The following is a 17,577-nucleotide window of genomic DNA, read 5'->3' as shown; positions in this document are numbered from 1 at the left end:
GGACTCCCGCCCAGGATAACGATGTAGAAACGGTTTGGTGCGCTTTTGTTACTTGATGATGTCGGCGTTGGCGCCCAGGGTCTGCATATGGCGCACCACATCCTGGCGATGCTGCAGCGACAAGGTGGACATCAGGGCCGCGACGTTGGTGTAGTACACCGGCATGACTTCGTCGAGCTTTTTGCGCCCGGCCGCCGTGAGCTTGATCTTGAGCTTGCGCCTGTCCTTGCGGTCGGTGAGGCGGCTCACCAGCCCTTCGCTTTCCAGTCCGTCGATGAAGCCGGTCATCGTGGCCTTGGTGACGCCGGCCTTCTCGGCCAGCTCCGAAGGGGATGAGCTGAGGTTGTCCTCGCGCAGCAGCAGCACTAGCACCCACCAGCGCCCTTGCAGCAGGCCGTGTTGCGCTAGCATCTTGTCCAGTGCGTCCGAGAGGTCGGACGCGGCGCGCAGGATATTGACGAATTCCCAGATCGCGACGATGTCGGCTTCCGGGTAATAGCCTGCAAATTTTTTCAGCGACTCTGAGGTCGGCAATTCTTTAATTAGTAGCATCGTACGGATTATGATAGTTAGGTGCCATAATGAGTGTCAATAGCCTGCATGGATATTTCCATAAAAATTTTATGGGTTTTATGCATGCAGGCTTGGCTATCGCCTGGCAACCTCGAGTAATTGCTGCTTGTAGAGCGAAAGTGTGCGGGCGATCACTTGTGTGTCGTTCATCGCCTTGGCAAGCAGCAAGGCACCCTCGAGGGTGGCGATATACAGCTCGGCCCAGGCGGCCGCATCAAAGGTGTCAAGATGCTGTTCGGCCTTGATCTGATCGAACATGCCGGCTAACTGGTTGCGCCAGTCCTGGAAATATTGCCGTGAAACCTGGAACAGCCGCGGGTTGGTCTCGGCAAGCCCCATGGTGAAGATGGCGAGCATGCAGCCCTGGCTGAGCTGCGGGTCCTGATAGGAAATAATGGCGTCGTCCAGATAGGCCACCAACTGCTCCAGCCTGGAGGCGTGCGTCGATTGCATGACGTGCTGCTGCCGTTCCAGCGCATCTTGCCAGAACTGCTGCAATACCGCTTCGCCCAGCACTTCCTTGTTGGAGAAGTGATGGAAGAACCCGCCCTTGGTAATGTCGGCCTGTGCGCAGATCATGTCGATCGACATTGCGGAAAAGCCGCGCGAGAGGATTAGGTTCCTGGCAATATGCAGGATGCGATCACGCGTGGATGCAGTGGTCTGGCTGGGCATATGAATGTTCCGTCGAAGTCCTTTATGATGCTATTGACAAATCTGTATACTGGCATAACATACCAACTGGTTGGTATTCTATACGATGAAATGGATAAAGCAATGATGACACGTTTGCTTTCACGAGCACTGCTCGCATTGGGGTTGGCATTATCAATGGCCGCTACGGCGGAAGTCACGGACCAGAAGTGGCAGAGCATGCAGCGCGACTTCTTCCCGGGCAAGACCTTGCAGCAAAGCGATGTAATCAAGATCACCGCGCCCAGGCGTGCGGAAAGCGGCGCCCAGGTGCCGTTTGCGTTTTCCGTCGACCAGCCGGTAGACGGCCAGTACGTGAAGTCGGTCTCGGTGATCGTGGATGCCAACCCGGTGCCGCTTGCCGCCGTGTTCCATTTCAACCCGCATAGCGGCAAGGCCGAGGTCGCGACCCGCATCCGCCTGGAGACGGATTCGCTGGTGCACGTGGTGGCCGAGACCAGCGATGGCAAATGGTATGTCAATGCAGCGACAGTGAGGGCGAGCGGCGGGTGCGGCGGCACGATCGACGGTGACGAGAATGCGGCCCGCCAGAGCGCAGGCAAGATGCGCCTAGCCCTGGATAACGAGGCTGCGGAGGGCGACCTGCGGTATGCCAAGCTGCAGATCAAGCACCCGATGTTCACGGGCCTGCAGCGCGACCTGGTATCTCAGGGCTTCCGTCCCGCGTTCTACATCAGCAAGATTGACGTGCGCTACAACGGCGAGCCGGTGCTGCAAGCGGATACTTACATCGGCATCAGCGAAGATCCCAATATCCGCCTGCCATTCATCGCCAAGCGCGATGGAACGCTCACGGTTACCATTCAGGACAATGAAGACAACGAGTTCACCCAAAGCCTGGCCGTCAAGCTGTAGGCGGCGGGCAACACTCTCGCCTCACTGGTTTCGTTAGCGGCTCTGCGCCGGTTTCAATCGACTCATCATCCCATCATTAAGGAGGAGCAATGCCGAAATTCATCATCGAACGGGAAATTCCAGGCGCTGGCAGCCTGGGCGCCGAGGAATTGCAAGGTGTTTCTGCGAAGTCATGCAGCGTATTGAAGGCCCTGGGACCGCAAATCCAGTGGGTGGAGAGCTACGTCACCGACGACAAGATTTATTGCGTCTATATCGCGCCATCTGAAGAACTGATCCGCCAGCACGCGAGCGAAGGCGGATTCCCTGCCAACCGCATTTCACAAATCAGGCGCATGATCGACCCGACGACAGCAGATTCCTGATGCGGCTTTTCCTGATCGGCCTGCTGGGTATGGGTTATCTCATACCGGGGACGGCATCGGCCGATCCGGCCAACAGCCATATCCGCACGCTGGCGGCTTCCTGCGCGGCGTGCCATGGATATGAGGGCAAGAGCCGCGGCGAGATTCCCAGCCTGGCCGGCATGTCTGCCGAACATTTTCTCGACAAGATGAGGCAATACCGCGATATGCAGGATGACGGCAGCGTGATGAACCAGCATGCCAAGGGCCTGGAGTGGGAAGAGATTGCCGGCCTGGCCGGCTATTTCGCCTGCACTGCTCCCGAGGCGGCGGCCTGCCGCGAATACCGGCAACAGGCGGGTACGCAATGAAGCGCCGCAGCTTCAACAAGCTGGCATTGGCCGGCTTGCTGCTTCCCGCTTCATTGCGCAGTTTTGCCTCGTCGGCAGGCGCGCCGCGCGTGGTGGTGGTGGGCGCCGGGTTTGCCGGCGCGACGGTGGCGAAGTATTTGCGCGTATGGAGCCAGGGCGGCATCGAGGTCATCCTGGTCGAGCCGGGCAAGAGCTTCGTCTCCTGCCCCGCGAGCAACCTGGTGCTGGGTGGCAGCAGGCAGATGCAGGAAATTTCCCATTCTTACGACCAATTAGTACAGCGCCACGGCGTCCAGATGCGGCAGGCCAGCGTTGCCGGCATCGATGCGCACAAGCGCAGCATCCGGCTGGACGACGGCAGCCATATCGCATATGACAGGCTGGTGCTCGCGCCAGGGATCAGCTTCGACTACAGCCACCTCAACGCCCTGGCAGGTACGGATTTGCAGCAACGCTTCCTGCATGCCTGGAAGGCGGGCCAGCAGACGGCCGCCCTGCGGCAGCAATTGCAGGCCATGCCCGACGGCGGCGTGTTCGTGATCACCGTGCCGGCGCTGCCCTACCGTTGCCCGCCCGGCCCTTACGAGCGGGCATGCCAGGCGGCCTATTACCTGCAGCGGCACAAGCCGCGCTCCAAGGTACTGGTGTTGGACGCCAACCCCGCAATCACTTCCAAGCGCGCGCTGTTTGAGAAAGCCTGGTCCGAACTTTATCCGGGGCTGGTCGAGTACCACGCCTCAAGCGAATTGAAAGGCATAGACCCGGGCAAAGGCACGCTTGAAACCACTTTCGAGCGGGTCAAGTTCGATGTGCTGAACCTGATCCCGCCTCAGACCGCGGGCCGGCTGGCATTGGACAACGGCCTCGGCAATGCGGATGGACGATGGTGCGATGTCGATTACGTCACTTACGAATCGCCGCAGGCGCGCCATGTGCATATCCTAGGCGACGCGCTGGATTCCGGCTTGCCGAAATCGGCGCATATCGCGACTTCGGAAGCCAAGGTGTGCGCAAGCGCGATCATCGCCTTGCTGGCTGGCGAGGAGCCCGATCCCGCGCCAGTGTTCGCCAATACCTGCTATAGCTATGTCAGCGCAGACGAGGCCATGCATGTGGCCAACGTCTACCGCTTCGACGAGAAAAGCCGCGAGATGAAGCCGGCGCCGGGCGGCGGCGTCTCGCAGGCCCGCTCTGCCTCCGAGGCGCGCGAGGCGCGTTCCTGGGCGGCCAATATTTGGCATGACGTCCTGGGCTAGATAGGGCCGGAGCAAGCAAAGCCGGCCACCATCGTGCTAGCCGCCGTTGACCACGCAGTCGCGGCCACGCAGCTTGGCCTGGTATAGCCGCTGGTCGACCTGCCCGACGAAGGCCATGGCCTGGTCCTGATGGGTGGGCACCATGGTGCCTACCCCCATGCTCAAACTGAGTATCTGGCCGCCGGGCGAGTTCGCATGCGGGATCTGCTCCTGGAGGACGAGTTCGCGGCAGCGGTGTGCCACTACCTGCGCGGATTCGGCGTCGGTATTGGGCAGGATGAGGACAAACTCTTCCCCACCGAAGCGCGCCAGGAAGTCCCTGGCGCGCACCGCGCCGCTCGCAAGCAGCCTTGCTACCCGCTTGAGGCATTCGTCGCCTTGCAGGTGACCGTAATGGTCGTTGTACTGCTTGAAGTAATCGATGTCGCACATGATGAGCGACAGCGGGCTGCCATGGCGCTGCGCCGTGGCCCACTCCACGTCCAGCACGGAGTCGAACATGCGGCGGTTGGCGACGCCGGTGAGGCCGTCCTTGAAGGACAGTTCCTCAAGCTCCTTTTGCAGCTTGAGCAGTTGCTCCTCGTTTTTCTTGCGTTCGCTGATATCGAACATGAAGCCGATCAACGACTCCACTTCTCCAGCGGCATCGCGCACCACATGCACCACGTCCCGTATCCAAATGTATTGCCCGTCCTTGGTCAGGGCGCGGTAATCCGCCTCGTGGTCGTTGCCGGAACGCGATTGCGAGACGCAGAAATCCACCACCCAGGCCTTGTCGTCGGGATGCATGCGGGAGGCCCAGTCCTGGGCGCTCACCCAACTATCCTGGCTCCAGCCGAGCAAAGCCTCGATCTGCGGGCCGATGTAGGCGAATGTCATGGTCTTCCAGTCGATCTTCCAGGGAATGGCCTTGGTGGATTCCAGCAGGGCCTTGTAAACGGCAGGGTCGTCGGTGTTGGGCGTACTCATGATTCTGGTCGGTGGTTCCTGGCATGCGCAATTCGGCGTAGCTTACAAGCGAATTGCATGCCATGCCTGTATCGGCGGATTCTGTTGAAAATGAACGGGTTGGCGGAAGTTCAAGGGCCGGCCCTTGCGGAAAATATGACTAATTCGTTGATAATCCGGCAGGAAGGCTAGGCCGTATTGCGTGTGGACAATGCGAGGCCGCCCAGGATGGCGGCAATGCCGACGGCATGGAACAGGTGCAGGCTCTCGCCCAGGAACAGCACGGACAGCATGCTGCCGAATACCGGCATCAGGTGGATGAACAGGCCGGCGCGGGCAGCCCCTGCCCTGGCGACGCCAATGGTGTAGAGCGTATAGGCGATCACGGAAGGAAAGATGCCAACATACGCGAGTGCCAGCCAGGTTTCATGCTTCCATGCCGGCGCCGGGCCGGTGTGTAACTCCCAGGCATATAACGGCAACAGCAGAACGATGGCGATGAATATCTGCACGCCCATGAGGCCGATGCGGTTGATATGCGAGGGCAGCCCGCGTAGCCAGAGGGTATAGAGCGCCCAGCAGATCATCGCCGAGAAAATCACCAGGTCGCCGCCGGAAAAGTCCAGGGCCGCCAGTCGCGCCCATTCCCCGTGCAGGATGATGGTAAGCACCCCTGCAAGCGACAGCGCGAGCCCGAGTATTTGCAAAGCATGCAGTTTCAAGCGGTAGAACAATGCGCCGAACAGCAGGATCAGGATCGGGATGCAGGAATTGAGCAGGATGCCGTTGGTCGCGGTGGTGTAGTGCAAGCCGCTGTAGACCAGGGTGTTGAACGCCGCGACGCCCACCAGCGACACGGCCAGCAGGCGCCAGCGGTATTGCAGGTAGAGGCGCCAGTCACGCCGGATGGCCGGCAAGGCGAAAGGCAGAATGCAGGCGAAGGCGATGACCCAGCGCCCTAGCGAAAGCGTGAACGGGGGAATGTCCGCATGCACGGCGCGGCCGACGACAAAATTGCCGGCCCAGAACAGGGGCGGCAGCGAGAGGACCAGGATGAGCAGGAGCGGCGAAAGCGGAGCTTGGCTGGTGGCAGGGGTTTGCATAAGACATACAGTATAGTCGGTCAGGCTATGTTGCGCGCTGTGATCGTGGGGCGGTAACGCCCAGGTTTACCTGCCGGTTTGGTTTTAGGAATTGTCGCCGAACCATGGCCTCAACTCGGACTGGGCGATGTCGATGAACGCGCGCAGCTTGGGCGGCATGAAGCGCTGGCGCGGATACACCAAGTGGATCGGGTCGCTTTGCGCCTGCCATTCCGGCAGCACGCGCTCCAGTTCGCCGATGATCATGCCGGGCTTGCACACATACGTGGGCAGCAATGCAACGCCCTGCCCGTTCAACGCCATGTTGCGTACGATGCCGATGCTGTTGGCCATGGTGCTGCCCTTGAGCGGCACGGTGACGCTGCTGTCTCCGCGACTGAACGTCCAGGCATCGCGGCCCATGGGGCTGAACTGCAGGCAGTAGTGCCGGTTCAGGTCTTGCGGGTGCTGCAATGCCGGGGCATGCTCAAGATAATGCCGGTGGGCGAAAGCCGCCCAGCACACGCTGCCCAGGGGCTTGGCGATCAGGCTGGAATCCCGCAGTGCCCCGGTGCGGATGGCGGCATCGATGCCTTCCGCGACCAGGTCGACGTAGCGTTCCGTCAATACCAGCTCCATTTCCAGCGCGGGATATTGCGATTGCACCTGTTTTACCAAGCCTGCCAGCAGGCTGTCGCCCAGGTCGGCGGGAGCCGAAATCTTGAGCTTGCCCTGCGGCGCCTGCCTGGCGGCATCGATCGCGGCTTCGGCTTCCAGCATATACCCCAGCCCCAGCGCGGCGTGCTCGAAATAGGCCTGGCCGGCCTCGGTCAGGTTCAGGCGGCGGGTGGTGCGCTGCAGCAGCGTGACGCCCAGCCGCTGTTCCAGCCTGGCGACCCTCGTGCTGACGGTGGAAGTGGGCAATTGCAGTTGCCTGGCCGCTGCGCTGAAGCTGCCGGCTTGCACCACCTTGACGAATACGGCGGCCTCGTTGAAATCCACAATTGTTCCATTAATTGAAAAGTAATTTCATATTTAACCATCTAGTGCCATAAAAGTCTTCTCCTTATAGTAGGCCCATCGACATCCACTTATCGACATTCGCTTCAGGAGAACCATCATGAAGAAACTGGCATTCATCAAGCGCAGCAACGGCCGCCATTGGGTAGGCGACGGCTTTCCCGTGCAGAACATTTTTTCCTACCGCGACATCCACGAGGAAATGTCGCCGTTCCTGCTCATGGATTACGCCGGTCCTGCGCAATTCGAACCTACCGAAAAGCGCCGCGGCGTCGGGCAGCATCCGCACCGCGGGTTCGAGACGGTCACCATCGTCTACGACGGCCAGGTCTCGCACCATGATTCCACCAATGCCGGCGGCACCATCGGCCCGGGCGACGTGCAGTGGATGACGGCAGGCTCCGGCATCGTCCACGAGGAATACCACGGCGACGACTATGCCAGGACCGGCGGCGAGTTCGAGATGATCCAGCTCTGGGTCAACCTGCCTGCCAAGGACAAGATGGCCAAGCCGGGCTATCAGGGCATCACAAGCGAGCAGATTCCCGAGGCGGCCTTGCCGGGGAATGCAGGCAAGGTGCGCGTGATTGCGGGCAAGTACAAAGGCAGTCCAGGCCCGGCGCGCACCTTCAGTCCCATGCAGGTGTGGGATGTCCGGCTGAGTGCCGGCAGCGAGGCACGGTTCGACCTGCCTGAGGGCCACACCACGGCGATCTTCGTCCTGCATGGCGCCATCGGCGTGGGCGACGTGCATACCATCCGCCCGGCAGAGCTGGCCGTGATGCAGCGAGAAGGCAGCGAGCTGGTATTGGAGGCCCGGCAGGATAGCGTGCTGCTGCTGTTGAGCGGCGAGCCGCTGAATGAGCCGGTGGTTGGCCATGGGCCTTTCGTCATGAATTCCTGGGAGGAAATCAACCAGGCGATTGATGATTACAACAATGGCCGTTTTGTCACTGTGGAAATTTGAGCGCCTTGAAACATCAACATCATTCATGAAAAGGAGAAAACCATGACCAAGCCCTATGTACGCCTGGACCGCGATAATGCCGCCGTGTTGCTAGTGGACCACCAGGCCGGGTTATTGTCCCTGGTGCGGGACATCGAGCCGGACAAGTTCAAGAACAATGTGCTGGCGCTGGCGGATGCGGCGAAGTATTTCAACCTGCCCACCATCCTCACCACCAGTTTCGAGACCGGGCCCAACGGCCCGCTGGTGCCGGAGTTGAAGCAGCTGTTCCCGGACGCGCCGTATATTGCGCGCCCGGGCCAGATCAACGCCTGGGATAACGAGGATTTCGTCAAGGCGGTCAAGGCGACGGGAAAGAAGCAGTTGATCATCGCGGGCGTGGTGACGGAAGTGTGCGTGGCATTCCCTGCCCTCTCGGCACTGGAAGAAGGCTATGAAGTCTTCGTGATCACCGACGCATCCGGCACCTTCAACGCCATGACGCGCGATGCCGCCTGGGAGCGCATGGTGGCGGCCGGAGCGCAATTGATGACCTGGTTCGGCGCGGCCTGCGAGCTGCACCGCGACTGGCGCCGCGATATCGCAGGCCTGGGCGCCCTGTTTTCCAACCACATTCCCGATTACCGCAACCTGATCACCGCCTACGATACCCTGACAACCAAATAGGCGGAAACGAAATGGTTCCCCGGCTGCCGGGCATGGCGCCGGGGATTAGGGCCGTAGCGGCTGCCACCGGCTCATGCTGGACAGTTTGCATAAGCGCTTGATTGATATTAGGCTAATCGAATTGGCCCAACCAATCTGCAGCCCAGCTTTTTTACGTAATCAGGAGCTTTCATCATGCAACCTGTCGTCCGATCCATGCTGTTCATGACGCTGCTTTTCAATATGCTGCCGACCGTATTTGCCGAGACGCCCGCCAAGCCGGTGGCGGAACAATTGGTGGACACCCTGACCGAGCTTGCCGGGGGACCGCATCCCGGGTTTCGCTCCAACCACGCCAAGGGCATCGTCGTGGAAGGCCATTTCACCCCTGCGGCCAGTGCTGCGGAGGTGACCAAGGCCGAGATATTCACCGCGCCGCACCCGGTCGTGGTGCGTTACTCCAACGCCACCGGCGTGCCCAATAGCGCGGATAACGACGGCAGCGCCTTTCCCAAGGGAATCGCCATCCGCTTCCAGCTCGCGGACGAGGCCAGTGCGGACCTGGTATGCATCTCGGTGAACGGCTTCCCTGCGGCTACCCCGGAAGAGTTCCTGGGCTTGCTGCAGGCCGTCGCGGCTTCGCGCGATAGCCAGGCGCAGCCCAAGCCGATCGAGGCCTTTCTCGGCCAGCATCCCGCTGCGCTCAGATTCGTGACGACACCCAAGCCTGTGCCGGAAAGCTTCGCCACCCAGCCTTTCTTCGGCGTGAATGCGTTCAAGTTCACCAACGCCCAGGGCGAAACGCGCTACGGGCGCTACCGCATCGAGCCGGTCGGTGGCGCTAAATTCCTGAGTGCCGACGCTGCCAAGGCAGTGGATGCGGACTACCTGATGCACGAACTGCCCCGCCGCCTGCAACAGGCGGCGTACAGCTACCGCATCTCCGTACAGCTGGCCGATCCCGGCGACGAGGTGAACGATGCCACGTCGGTTTGGCCGGACAGCCGCCAGGTCGTGGAACTGGGCACGTTGACGATCGATCGTTTCCGCACCGATGGCGCGGCATTCGAGAAAACCGTGATGTTCAGCCCGCTCAACCTGGTGGACGGCATTGAAGCCAGCGACGACCCTATCCTGCATGCCCGCCCTGTGGCCTACAGCATCAGCTTCAACCGCCGCTTGCAGTCACATTGATTGACGATGTGAAAAAACTGGACCGGGGTTCGTGAAGTGAACCCCGGTCCAGTTTTAGTTGCGTTCTCCTGCTGTCTCGTTAACAGGCGCTAAGAGGCTATGGCCTTCAGGCGCGCAAGGTTTTTGCTGCCGCCACCATGTTGGTGAGCGCGGGGATGACCTCGGCCCACTGGCGCGTCTTCAAGCCGCAGTCGGGGTTCACCCACAGGCGTTCGGCGGGAATGCGCTCGGCCGCCTTTTTCATCAGTTGCACGATATGCTCCTGCGTCGGGATATTGGGCGAGTGGATGTCGTAGACGCCGGGCCCGATCTCGTTCGGATACTTGAAGTCGTCGAACGCATCCAGCAGCTCCATGTCCGAGCGCGAAGTCTCGATGGTGATGACGTCGGCGTCCATGTCCGCGATCGAGGCAATGATGTCGTTGAACTCGGAGTAGCACATATGGGTGTGGATCTGGGTGTCGTCCTCCACGCCGTTGGCCGTGATGCGGAACGATTCCACGGCCCAGGCGAGGTATTCCTTCCATTGGGATTTGCGCAGCGGCAGTCCCTCGCGCAATGCGGCCTCGTCGATCTGGATCACGTGCACGCCGGCTTTTTCCAGGTCCAGCACTTCCGCGCGGATGGCCAGGGCCAGCTGGTAGCAACTGACGGAACGCGGCTGGTCGTCGCGCACGAAGGACCAGTTGAGGATGGTCACCGGGCCGGTGAGCATGCCTTTCATCGGCTTGCTGGTCAGCGATTGCGCATACTTGATCCATTCCACGGTCATCGGCTGCGGGCGGCTGATGTCGCCGAACAGGATGGGCGGCTTGACGCAGCGGGAGCCGTAGGACTGCACCCAGCCGAACTGGCTGAACGCATAGCCTTCCAATTGCTCGCCGAAGTATTCCACCATGTCGTTGCGCTCGGCTTCGCCGTGCACCAGCACGTCCAGGCCCAGCTTCTCCTGCTCGCGCACGCTGCGCTCGATCTCCTTCTGCATTGCCGCTTTGTAGCCGGCCTCGTCCAGGCGTCCGGCCTTGAATTCGCTACGGGCATGGCGGATGTCGGCGGTTTGCGGGAAGGAGCCGATGGTGGTGGTCGGGTACAAGGGCAGCTTGAGAGATGCGGCCTGCTTGGCCGCACGCTGGGCATAAGGACTCTTGCGCTGGCCGAGCTTGGCATCCAGCTCGCCGAGGGCGGCCTTGACGGCAGGGTTGTTCACCCGCTTCGAGTTGCGCCGCGCGTCGATTGCGGCCTGGTTGGCGTCTAGCGCCGCCTTGACCGATGCGCGGCCGTTGCGCAGGACTGCCGCCAGCAGCTTGAGCTCATCCAGTTTCTGCACCGCAAACGCCAGCCAGGATTTCACTTCCGCATCCAAGCGCTGTTCGCTGTATAGGTCTACCGGCACGTGCAGCAGCGAGCACGAAGGCGCAATCCACAGGCGCTCGTCCAGTTGCTGCGCCAATGGCTCGATCCAGTCCAGCACGGCATTGAGGTCGGTCTTCCAGATGTTGCGGCCGTTGATCACGCCCAGGGACAATACCTTGTCCGCGGAAAGCAGTTTCAGGAGCGGGACGACATCGTCACGGCCGTTGATCGCGTCGACATGCACGCCGGCAACCGGCAGGCTCGCCACCAGTTCGCGGTTTTCCAGCAGTTGGCCGAAATAGGTCGCCAGCAGCAGCTTGACCTTGACGCTCTTGAAATAGCTGTAGGCGGTCTCGAAAGCATCCTGCCAGGCGTCGTCGAGCTCGGTGACGAGGATGGGCTCGTCGACCTGCACCCATTCCACCCCTTGTGCCGCCAGCGTTTCCAGCAATTCCGCATATACGGGCAATATCCGGCTCAACAGGTTGAGCTTGCCGGAATCGTCCTTGGCCTTGCCAATCGCCAGGTAGGTGACCGGTCCGATGATGACCGGCTTGGCCTTGACGCCTTGCGCCTTGGCCTCGGCCAGTTGTTCCAGCAGGCGGGAGGCGTCCAGCTTGAATTCGCTATTGGCGTTGAATTCCGGCACGATGTAATGGTAGTTGGTGTCGAACCACTTGGTCATCTCGCCCGCTGCCACCCCGCCGCAGCACGATGCATGTTCCTCTACGGATTTCGCCGAGCGGCCGCGCGCGACGCGGAAGTAGTTGTCCAGCTGGTCGCCATGGAAATCCTTGACGCGCTCGGGCAGGTTGCCCAGCGTGAAGCTCATGTCCAGCACCTGGTCGTAGAAGGCGAAGTCGCCGACAGGCGCGAAATCCAGGCCGGTCTGGAGGTCCCAGTGTCGCTTGCGCAGCGTGGTGCCCAGCGCTTTCAGCTCGTCGCGCGAGGATTCGCCCTTCCAGTACGATTCCAGCGCGAACTTCAATTCGCGCTTGGCGCCGATACGCGGAAAGCCAAGGTTGTGGATGGTGGTCATGTCGGGTCTCCAGCTTTTGAATTTGATATCACGGCATGTTAGAGTGATGAAACCATGAGGTAAAATGGTTTTATTTCACGAATTAATGAATTTTATTCATATATTATGCTGGACAGGATACATCTCACCATCATCCAGGAAGTCGAGCGGCAGGGTTCGCTGACCGCGGCGGCCAACGTGCTGTTCCTGACGCAATCCGCATTGAGCCACAGCATGAAAAAGCTGGAGCAGCAGCTCGGCACCGAGATATGGTTGCGCGAGGGGCGCAGCCTGCGCCTGACGCAGGCCGGGCAGTACCTGCTGGCCGTGGCCAACCGCGTGCTGCCGCAACTGAGCCTGGCGGAGGAACGCCTGCGCCAGTTCGCACAGGGCGAGCGCGGCACCTTGCGCATCGGCATGGAATGCCATCCCTGCTACCAATGGCTGCTCAAGGTGGTGTCTCCCTACCTGGCGGCCTGGCCGGATGTCGACGTGGACGTAAAGCAGAAATTCCAGTTCGGCGGCATTGGCGCATTGTTCGGCTACGAGATCGACATGCTGGTGACGCCCGATCCGCTCTACAAGCCCGGCCTGCACTTCCAGCCCGTGTTCGATTATGAGCAGGTATTGGTGGTAGGGCCCCGGCATGGGCTACGCAAGGCCGGTTTCGTGCTGCCGGAGCAGCTCGCGGAAGAAACCTTGATCACCTATCCCGTGGAGATCGACAGGCTGGATATCTATACCCAGTTCATGATGCCTGCGGGCATCAGCCCCAAGCGCCACAAGCCGATCGAGACCACCGACATCATGCTGCAGATGGTCGCGAGCGGGCGCGGGGTGGCGGCGTTGCCGCGCTGGCTGGTCAATGAATACCAGGCCAAGTTCGACGTGACGCCGGTGCGCCTGGGCAGGGACGGCATCGCCAAACAGATTTTCCTCGGCATCCGCGAGGCCGATACGCACATTGATTACGTCAAGGCCTTCGTCGAGCTGGCACAGGCACGAGACATGGAGGAACAATAGACCATGAGCGATTCACGTGATTTCAAGCGCAATCCCTTGCCATTGCCCAACGGCCACAACAAGGTGCTGCTGCATTCATGCTGCGCGCCCTGCAGCGGCGAGGTAATGGAGGCCATGCTCGCCTCCGGCATCGATTACACGATCTTTTTCTACAACCCCAATATCCACCCGCTCAAGGAGTACGAACTGCGCAAGAACGAGAACATCCGTTTTGCCGAGCAGTTCGGTGTGCCGTTCGTCGATGCCGACTACGACCGCGACAACTGGTTCGCGCGCGCCAAGGGCATGGAGCATGAACCCGAGCGCGGCATCCGCTGCACCATGTGTTTCGACATGCGCTTCGAGCGCGCCGCCCTGTATGCCCATGAACACGGTTTCCCGGTCATCACCAGCTCCCTGGGGATTTCGCGCTGGAAAAACATGCAGCAGATCAATGATTGCGGGCATCGCGCTGCCGGGCATTACCCCGGCCTGATTTACTGGGATTACAACTGGCGCAAGGGCGGCGGCTCGGCGCGCATGATCGAGATCAGCAAGCGCGAGCATTTCTACCAGCAGGAGTACTGCGGTTGCGTCTATTCCCTGCGCGACACCAACCACCACCGCGTCGCTGCCGGGCGGGAGCGTATCAAGCTCGGGACATTGTTCTACGGGCAGGATGAAGCGGAGCCTAAGGACTTAAACCAGAGCTGACAGGACGCAACAGCGCCGCATGGCATGCCGGGCAGTATCAACGCGAATGCCACGGCTTGAGTATTTTTGGGGCGATGCTCGCCTCGCAAACAGTCAGGCGGGAACGGTTAATGCACGACCTGGTTTTCCTTGTCCCTCAATATCTTGCCGTTGGTGTAGGCACGGTATAGCGCGATACCGGCCTCGCGTAACTCGCTGGCATCACCGGTCAGCGCAGGATGCCCGAACGATTCTTCACGCACCTTGTAAACCGGGTTGATTTCAAGGTTGTTCTGGGATGAGAGCGACTCGAACCACAGGTGGCCGACGATCAGGCCATTCATGTAGAAATTCACCCTGTAAATCTGCTCGACGGAGATATTCACCACATTGCCAGTGTCGAGGGTGATCAACTGGTCGCGTTTGTTGATGGCTTGGATATCCAGGATAGGCATGATCTGGCGCTTTCAATTTGGGTATTAGCATGCATTATCTGGAAAATGGCGAGAAAGTAACAGATTCAGAATCCCTGATGAATTGCATATCAGATTGATGGGCCCGATCGGAAATGCAAGTAATGCCTGCTGAACGGAAAGACTTTCCCTTCGATGCAAACCCCGGCAATTCATGTACACTAACGCCATGATAAGAATCTTTATCAAAATGCTCGTGTTCGTCTTCCTGCTGGAATCCTCTGGTGCAGCAGTGGCCCAGTATTGCGAGCATGATCTTTACCCCTTGGTTTCCGCCAAGCTTTCTGCGTCAGGCTCGGCGCAAGACTCCATCCAGGCCGCAGCAATTTCCATGGACCAGAGCAATGCCAACTCTGTTGCAGATAACGAATGCGGCTTTTGCCATGTCGGCACTGTTAAATCCTTGATGTTGAACTATGGATTGGTCAGCCCGGATTTGACGCTGCCGCTTGCCCTTGAATCCTTCTTGATATCCCGAACCCGTTCCCCCGACCTGCCCGAACGCCCCAATTGGTTCTTCGCTGCCTAAGTCCAGCGAAAACTTCCCCATGCAATAAATCATGCGTCTTTTCGCTGGATTCTTCATGTTTACCGGAGAATTCAATGCGAACAACCTATGTTGTCATATGTTTCACCCTGCTCTGGCTTTGCTGCAAGCCTGCCCAGGCAGGCGCCATGGAGGCCGGGCAAAGCCTGACTTTGTCCCAGGCCCTGTCGTTGGTGGACGAGAGCAATCCTGAGCTTGCAATTGCCATACGCGAGCAAGAGGCATTGCAGGGCGGCCGCCTGCAGGCAGGCTATTACCCCAATCCCACGATTGCTACCGCTGTGGAAGCAACGAGAAATGCGGCCCAACGCACCGCCATCCAGCTCAACCAGCCGATCGAACTCGGTAATAAGCGCCAGGCCAGAATGGAGGCCGCTGAAAAGCGGTTGACCTCGGCAGCGCTTGGCCGCAAGGCGAAAGCGGCGGAAATCCATGCGGCAGTGACTTCCAGTTTCTACATGCTGCTGGCTGCGCAGGAAAAGCTAAAGCTTGCCCAGTCCATGCTGGAGCTGGCAACACATGCTCGTGAAGCCACGGCTAAACGGGTCGATGCCGGGCAGATTTCGCCTGTGGAGGAAGCCAAGGCTGCCGTTGCCGAGGCAGGCATCGAAATCGAGGTGGCGCAGGCGGAAAGTAATGTGCTGTCCGCACGCAGGAAGCTCAGCGCATTGTGGGGAGGCAGCAGCAATGAGTACGCCATCACGGCCAGCGGCGACCTTGAGATGCTGGCTGGGGTTCCTGAGCCCGCTTTGCTCGGTAGGCATGTGGAGCACGCCCCCAGCGTTGAATTGGCGAAAATGGAAATCGAGGTGCGGCAGGCCCTCACGTCAATCGAGAGATCCAAGCAAACGCCCGATCTTGTCGTGAGCGTCGGGGCGCAGAGAAATGAAGAAATCGGCGCTAACCAGGCGTTATTGGGAGTCACGATCCCAATCCCGGTATTCAACCGCAACCAAGGCAATGTTCTGGAAGCGATCAAGCGCACCGATCAAGCCCAGGATGTGCTCAATGCCCTTCGCATCAGCCTGGCAGCGCAATTAGGCAGCGAGCATGCGCAGTTCTCCGCAGCTCTGAAGGCCGTTCAGACCTTGAAAGGCACCATCCTGCCTCGTGCCGAATCAGCTTTCCATGCGGCGCGCACCGGGTTTGACCATGGCAAATTCAGCTACCTCGAAGTGCTGGACGCGCAACGCACCTTGTTTCAATCGCAAAACCAGTATTTGAGCGCGCTGGCCAGCGCCCATGAGGCGTCCGCCTCCATCGAACGGATATTGGGCGAGCCGATAGCCAGTATTGTCAATGGGCACCAGGAGTGAGCATGTCGTTAAAAAAAATCTCTTTATTCATCAATATCGTATTGATCGCCGCGCTATTGGCGCTGGTCATCCTGCATTTCGGGCAACCCTCTCCTCGCGACGAAGACGAAGTCACGGCGGCACAGAAGGCTGCGGAAATCGAGCATGGCCACGACCACGCGGAGCATGATGGCCATGTCGCCATGACCGACAGGCAATTGTCGCTGAGCGGCATCGAGATACTGGAAGCGAAGCCCGCCATCATCAAGACCAGCCTGAACCTCATCGGTCAGATCAAGCTCAATGCGGACAGGAGCGTGAATGTGACTTCGCGCCTGCCGGGGATTGTCGAATCCGTCGCAATCAATGCCGGGGACCATGTGCGGAAAGGCCAAGTGCTTGCCGTCCTGTCCAGCCAGGCGCTTGCCGACCAGCGGGGCGAGCTTCTCGCAGCGCAAAAGCGCCTCGCGCTTGCCAAGGCCACTTATGAACGCGAGCAGCGGCTATGGGAAGCCCATGTCTCGGCGGAGCGGGATTACTTGATCGCCAGGCAGGCATTGGAGGAGGCGGAAATCGTCCTGGCCCAGGCCGAGCAGAAACTGCGCGCGATCAATACCGGCCTGGAAGGCAGGGACCTGACCCGCTATGAAATCCGCGCGCCGATAGCGGGCGTCGTGACAGAAAAATCCATCACCACCGGCCAGGTGCTCAACGGCACGGAAATGATCTACATGATTTCCGATCTTTCCAGCGTGTGGGCCGAGCTTACCGTGTATGCCAAGGACATCAATTCGATCAAGGCCGGGCAGCAGGTCACCATCAAGTCGGCTACGTTTGATGGCCATGCCCCAGGGGTGGTGTCATATATCGGTTCCTTGGTTGGCGCGGATACGCGCACCACCATTGCGCGGGTGGTATTGCCGAACCCGGAGGGTTTGTGGGTGCCTGGCTTGCCCATCAATGTCGATCTCAGCATGAAGGAGGTGGAGGTACCGTTGGCCGTGTCGGTCGAGGCATTGCAATCGATGGCGGGCGAAACGGTGGTGTTTACGCGCCATGAGGATTCCTTCGACGTACGCAGGGTCAGCCTGGGGCGCAGGGACGGGCGTTATGCGGAGGTGCTTGACGGCCTGCGCCAGGGCGAACGCTATGCTGCCGGCAACAGCTATCTCGTCAAGGCTGAAATCGGCAAAGCCGGTGCCGAGCATGATCACTAGGACAGTAGGA

General features: G+C 60.0%; 19 protein-coding genes. 12 read left to right on the top strand and 7 right to left on the bottom strand.

Going from position 1 to position 17,577, the window contains the following annotated elements:
• Positions 1 to 48: 48 nt before the first annotated feature.
• Together ACW4YW_RS06165 and ACW4YW_RS06160 are read right to left on the bottom strand one after the other, a co-directional pair.
• The gene (locus ACW4YW_RS06165) at positions 49 to 552 is read right to left on the bottom strand and encodes a MarR family winged helix-turn-helix transcriptional regulator (protein ID WP_309565839.1); all 504 of its coding nucleotides are present in this window, start codon (positions 550 to 552) and stop codon (positions 49 to 51) included.
• 96 nt (positions 553 to 648) lie between these two features.
• On the bottom strand, positions 649 to 1,248 hold the full coding sequence (locus tag ACW4YW_RS06160) for a TetR/AcrR family transcriptional regulator (RefSeq protein ID WP_457136770.1): 600 nt from the start codon (positions 1,246 to 1,248) through the stop codon (positions 649 to 651).
• 102 nt (positions 1,249 to 1,350) lie between these two features.
• Between ACW4YW_RS06160 and ACW4YW_RS06155 the strand changes: the two genes are divergently transcribed.
• The 4 genes from ACW4YW_RS06155 to ACW4YW_RS06140 all read left to right on the top strand — a co-directional run bounded on the left by ACW4YW_RS06155 (position 1,351) and on the right by ACW4YW_RS06140 (position 4,113).
• Positions 1,351 to 2,142, top strand: coding sequence for a quinoprotein dehydrogenase-associated SoxYZ-like carrier (locus ACW4YW_RS06155; protein ID WP_457136769.1), 792 nt, complete (start codon positions 1,351 to 1,353; stop codon positions 2,140 to 2,142).
• Positions 2,143 to 2,231: 89 nt separating this feature from the next.
• The gene (locus ACW4YW_RS06150; protein ID WP_407993354.1) at positions 2,232 to 2,507 is read left to right on the top strand and encodes a DUF4242 domain-containing protein; all 276 of its coding nucleotides are present in this window, start codon (positions 2,232 to 2,234) and stop codon (positions 2,505 to 2,507) included.
• Positions 2,507 to 2,857 (top strand): c-type cytochrome, encoded by a 351-nt coding sequence (locus ACW4YW_RS06145; protein WP_457136768.1) that lies wholly within the window; start codon positions 2,507 to 2,509, stop codon positions 2,855 to 2,857. Before ACW4YW_RS06150 ends, ACW4YW_RS06145 begins: the two co-directional genes overlap by 1 nt.
• Positions 2,854 to 4,113: an FCSD flavin-binding domain-containing protein gene (locus ACW4YW_RS06140; protein WP_457136767.1), complete on the top strand. Its 1,260-nt coding sequence runs from the start codon at positions 2,854 to 2,856 to the stop codon at positions 4,111 to 4,113. The genes ACW4YW_RS06145 and ACW4YW_RS06140 overlap by 4 nt, the downstream gene beginning before the upstream one ends.
• Before the next feature lie 36 nt (positions 4,114 to 4,149).
• On the opposite strand, the gene ACW4YW_RS06135 is transcribed toward ACW4YW_RS06140, so the two are convergent.
• The 3 genes from ACW4YW_RS06135 to ACW4YW_RS06125 all read right to left on the bottom strand — a co-directional run bounded on the left by ACW4YW_RS06135 (position 4,150) and on the right by ACW4YW_RS06125 (position 7,145).
• Positions 4,150 to 5,082 (bottom strand): GGDEF domain-containing protein, encoded by a 933-nt coding sequence (locus tag ACW4YW_RS06135; protein ID WP_457136766.1) that lies wholly within the window; start codon positions 5,080 to 5,082, stop codon positions 4,150 to 4,152.
• Between the two features lie 167 nt (positions 5,083 to 5,249).
• Positions 5,250 to 6,164: a DMT family transporter gene (locus ACW4YW_RS06130; protein ID WP_457136765.1), complete on the bottom strand. Its 915-nt coding sequence runs from the start codon at positions 6,162 to 6,164 to the stop codon at positions 5,250 to 5,252.
• Between the two features lie 84 nt (positions 6,165 to 6,248).
• Positions 6,249 to 7,145 (bottom strand): LysR substrate-binding domain-containing protein, encoded by an 897-nt coding sequence (locus ACW4YW_RS06125; protein ID WP_457136764.1) that lies wholly within the window; start codon positions 7,143 to 7,145, stop codon positions 6,249 to 6,251.
• Between the two features lie 118 nt (positions 7,146 to 7,263).
• Between ACW4YW_RS06125 and ACW4YW_RS06120 the strand changes: the two genes are divergently transcribed.
• The 3 genes from ACW4YW_RS06120 (at position 7,264) to ACW4YW_RS06110 (ending at position 9,969) form a co-directional block, all read left to right on the top strand.
• Complete coding sequence (locus ACW4YW_RS06120) at positions 7,264 to 8,130, top strand: pirin family protein (RefSeq protein WP_457136763.1); 867 nt, start codon at positions 7,264 to 7,266, stop codon at positions 8,128 to 8,130.
• A gap of 42 nt (positions 8,131 to 8,172) precedes the next feature.
• Positions 8,173 to 8,796: an isochorismate family cysteine hydrolase YcaC gene (gene ycaC / locus ACW4YW_RS06115; protein WP_457136762.1), complete on the top strand. Its 624-nt coding sequence runs from the start codon at positions 8,173 to 8,175 to the stop codon at positions 8,794 to 8,796.
• Positions 8,797 to 8,970: 174 nt separating this feature from the next.
• Positions 8,971 to 9,969, top strand: coding sequence for a catalase family peroxidase (locus ACW4YW_RS06110; RefSeq protein WP_407993346.1), 999 nt, complete (start codon positions 8,971 to 8,973; stop codon positions 9,967 to 9,969).
• A 106-nt stretch (positions 9,970 to 10,075) separates the two neighbouring features.
• On the opposite strand, the gene metE is transcribed toward ACW4YW_RS06110, so the two are convergent.
• The gene (gene metE, locus ACW4YW_RS06105; RefSeq protein WP_457136761.1) at positions 10,076 to 12,361 is read right to left on the bottom strand and encodes a 5-methyltetrahydropteroyltriglutamate--homocysteine S-methyltransferase; all 2,286 of its coding nucleotides are present in this window, start codon (positions 12,359 to 12,361) and stop codon (positions 10,076 to 10,078) included.
• A gap of 105 nt (positions 12,362 to 12,466) precedes the next feature.
• On the opposite strand from metE, the gene ACW4YW_RS06100 reads away from it, so the two are divergent.
• Both ACW4YW_RS06100 and ACW4YW_RS06095 read left to right on the top strand, forming a co-directional pair.
• Positions 12,467 to 13,363 (top strand): LysR substrate-binding domain-containing protein, encoded by an 897-nt coding sequence (locus tag ACW4YW_RS06100; protein ID WP_457136760.1) that lies wholly within the window; start codon positions 12,467 to 12,469, stop codon positions 13,361 to 13,363.
• A 3-nt stretch (positions 13,364 to 13,366) separates the two neighbouring features.
• Complete coding sequence (locus tag ACW4YW_RS06095) at positions 13,367 to 14,056, top strand: epoxyqueuosine reductase QueH (RefSeq protein WP_457136759.1); 690 nt, start codon at positions 13,367 to 13,369, stop codon at positions 14,054 to 14,056.
• Between the two features lie 107 nt (positions 14,057 to 14,163).
• On the opposite strand, the gene ACW4YW_RS06090 is transcribed toward ACW4YW_RS06095, so the two are convergent.
• Positions 14,164 to 14,490, bottom strand: a complete 327-nt coding sequence (locus ACW4YW_RS06090; protein WP_457136758.1) for a hypothetical protein — start codon at positions 14,488 to 14,490, stop codon at positions 14,164 to 14,166.
• Between the two features lie 187 nt (positions 14,491 to 14,677).
• Between ACW4YW_RS06090 and ACW4YW_RS06085 the strand changes: the two genes are divergently transcribed.
• The 3 genes from ACW4YW_RS06085 (at position 14,678) to ACW4YW_RS06075 (ending at position 17,567) form a co-directional block, all read left to right on the top strand.
• Positions 14,678 to 15,037 (top strand): hypothetical protein, encoded by a 360-nt coding sequence (locus ACW4YW_RS06085; protein ID WP_457136757.1) that lies wholly within the window; start codon positions 14,678 to 14,680, stop codon positions 15,035 to 15,037.
• 74 nt (positions 15,038 to 15,111) lie between these two features.
• A complete protein-coding gene (locus tag ACW4YW_RS06080) occupies positions 15,112 to 16,371 on the top strand; it encodes a TolC family protein (protein WP_457136756.1) in 1,260 nt (419 codons plus the stop codon).
• A 2-nt stretch (positions 16,372 to 16,373) separates the two neighbouring features.
• A complete protein-coding gene (locus ACW4YW_RS06075; protein WP_457136755.1) occupies positions 16,374 to 17,567 on the top strand; it encodes an efflux RND transporter periplasmic adaptor subunit in 1,194 nt (397 codons plus the stop codon).
• The last annotated feature ends 10 nt before the right edge of the window (positions 17,568 to 17,577 follow it).

The sequence above is a fragment of the Methylobacillus pratensis genome (assembly GCF_054072455.1).
Note: the sequence above shows the minus strand (reverse complement) of the source record. Positions and strands in the feature narration are given on the sequence as shown.

Coding starts and splice junctions, on each gene's coding strand:
- ACW4YW_RS06165 (WP_309565839.1), bottom strand. CDS start 552: ATGCTACTAATTAAAGAATTGCCGACCTCAGAGTCGCTGAAAAAATTT.
- ACW4YW_RS06160 (WP_457136770.1), bottom strand. CDS start 1,248: ATGCCCAGCCAGACCACTGCATCCACGCGTGATCGCATCCTGCATATT.
- ACW4YW_RS06155 (WP_457136769.1), top strand. CDS start 1,351: ATGATGACACGTTTGCTTTCACGAGCACTGCTCGCATTGGGGTTGGCA.
- ACW4YW_RS06150 (WP_407993354.1), top strand. CDS start 2,232: ATGCCGAAATTCATCATCGAACGGGAAATTCCAGGCGCTGGCAGCCTG.
- ACW4YW_RS06145 (WP_457136768.1), top strand. CDS start 2,507: ATGCGGCTTTTCCTGATCGGCCTGCTGGGTATGGGTTATCTCATACCG.
- ACW4YW_RS06140 (WP_457136767.1), top strand. CDS start 2,854: ATGAAGCGCCGCAGCTTCAACAAGCTGGCATTGGCCGGCTTGCTGCTT.
- ACW4YW_RS06135 (WP_457136766.1), bottom strand. CDS start 5,082: ATGAGTACGCCCAACACCGACGACCCTGCCGTTTACAAGGCCCTGCTG.
- ACW4YW_RS06130 (WP_457136765.1), bottom strand. CDS start 6,164: ATGCAAACCCCTGCCACCAGCCAAGCTCCGCTTTCGCCGCTCCTGCTC.
- ACW4YW_RS06120 (WP_457136763.1), top strand. CDS start 7,264: ATGAAGAAACTGGCATTCATCAAGCGCAGCAACGGCCGCCATTGGGTA.
- ycaC (WP_457136762.1), top strand. CDS start 8,173: ATGACCAAGCCCTATGTACGCCTGGACCGCGATAATGCCGCCGTGTTG.
- ACW4YW_RS06110 (WP_407993346.1), top strand. CDS start 8,971: ATGCAACCTGTCGTCCGATCCATGCTGTTCATGACGCTGCTTTTCAAT.
- metE (WP_457136761.1), bottom strand. CDS start 12,361: ATGACCACCATCCACAACCTTGGCTTTCCGCGTATCGGCGCCAAGCGC.
- ACW4YW_RS06100 (WP_457136760.1), top strand. CDS start 12,467: ATGCTGGACAGGATACATCTCACCATCATCCAGGAAGTCGAGCGGCAG.
- ACW4YW_RS06095 (WP_457136759.1), top strand. CDS start 13,367: ATGAGCGATTCACGTGATTTCAAGCGCAATCCCTTGCCATTGCCCAAC.
- ACW4YW_RS06090 (WP_457136758.1), bottom strand. CDS start 14,490: ATGCCTATCCTGGATATCCAAGCCATCAACAAACGCGACCAGTTGATC.
- ACW4YW_RS06085 (WP_457136757.1), top strand. CDS start 14,678: ATGATAAGAATCTTTATCAAAATGCTCGTGTTCGTCTTCCTGCTGGAA.
- ACW4YW_RS06080 (WP_457136756.1), top strand. CDS start 15,112: ATGCGAACAACCTATGTTGTCATATGTTTCACCCTGCTCTGGCTTTGC.
- ACW4YW_RS06075 (WP_457136755.1), top strand. CDS start 16,374: ATGTCGTTAAAAAAAATCTCTTTATTCATCAATATCGTATTGATCGCC.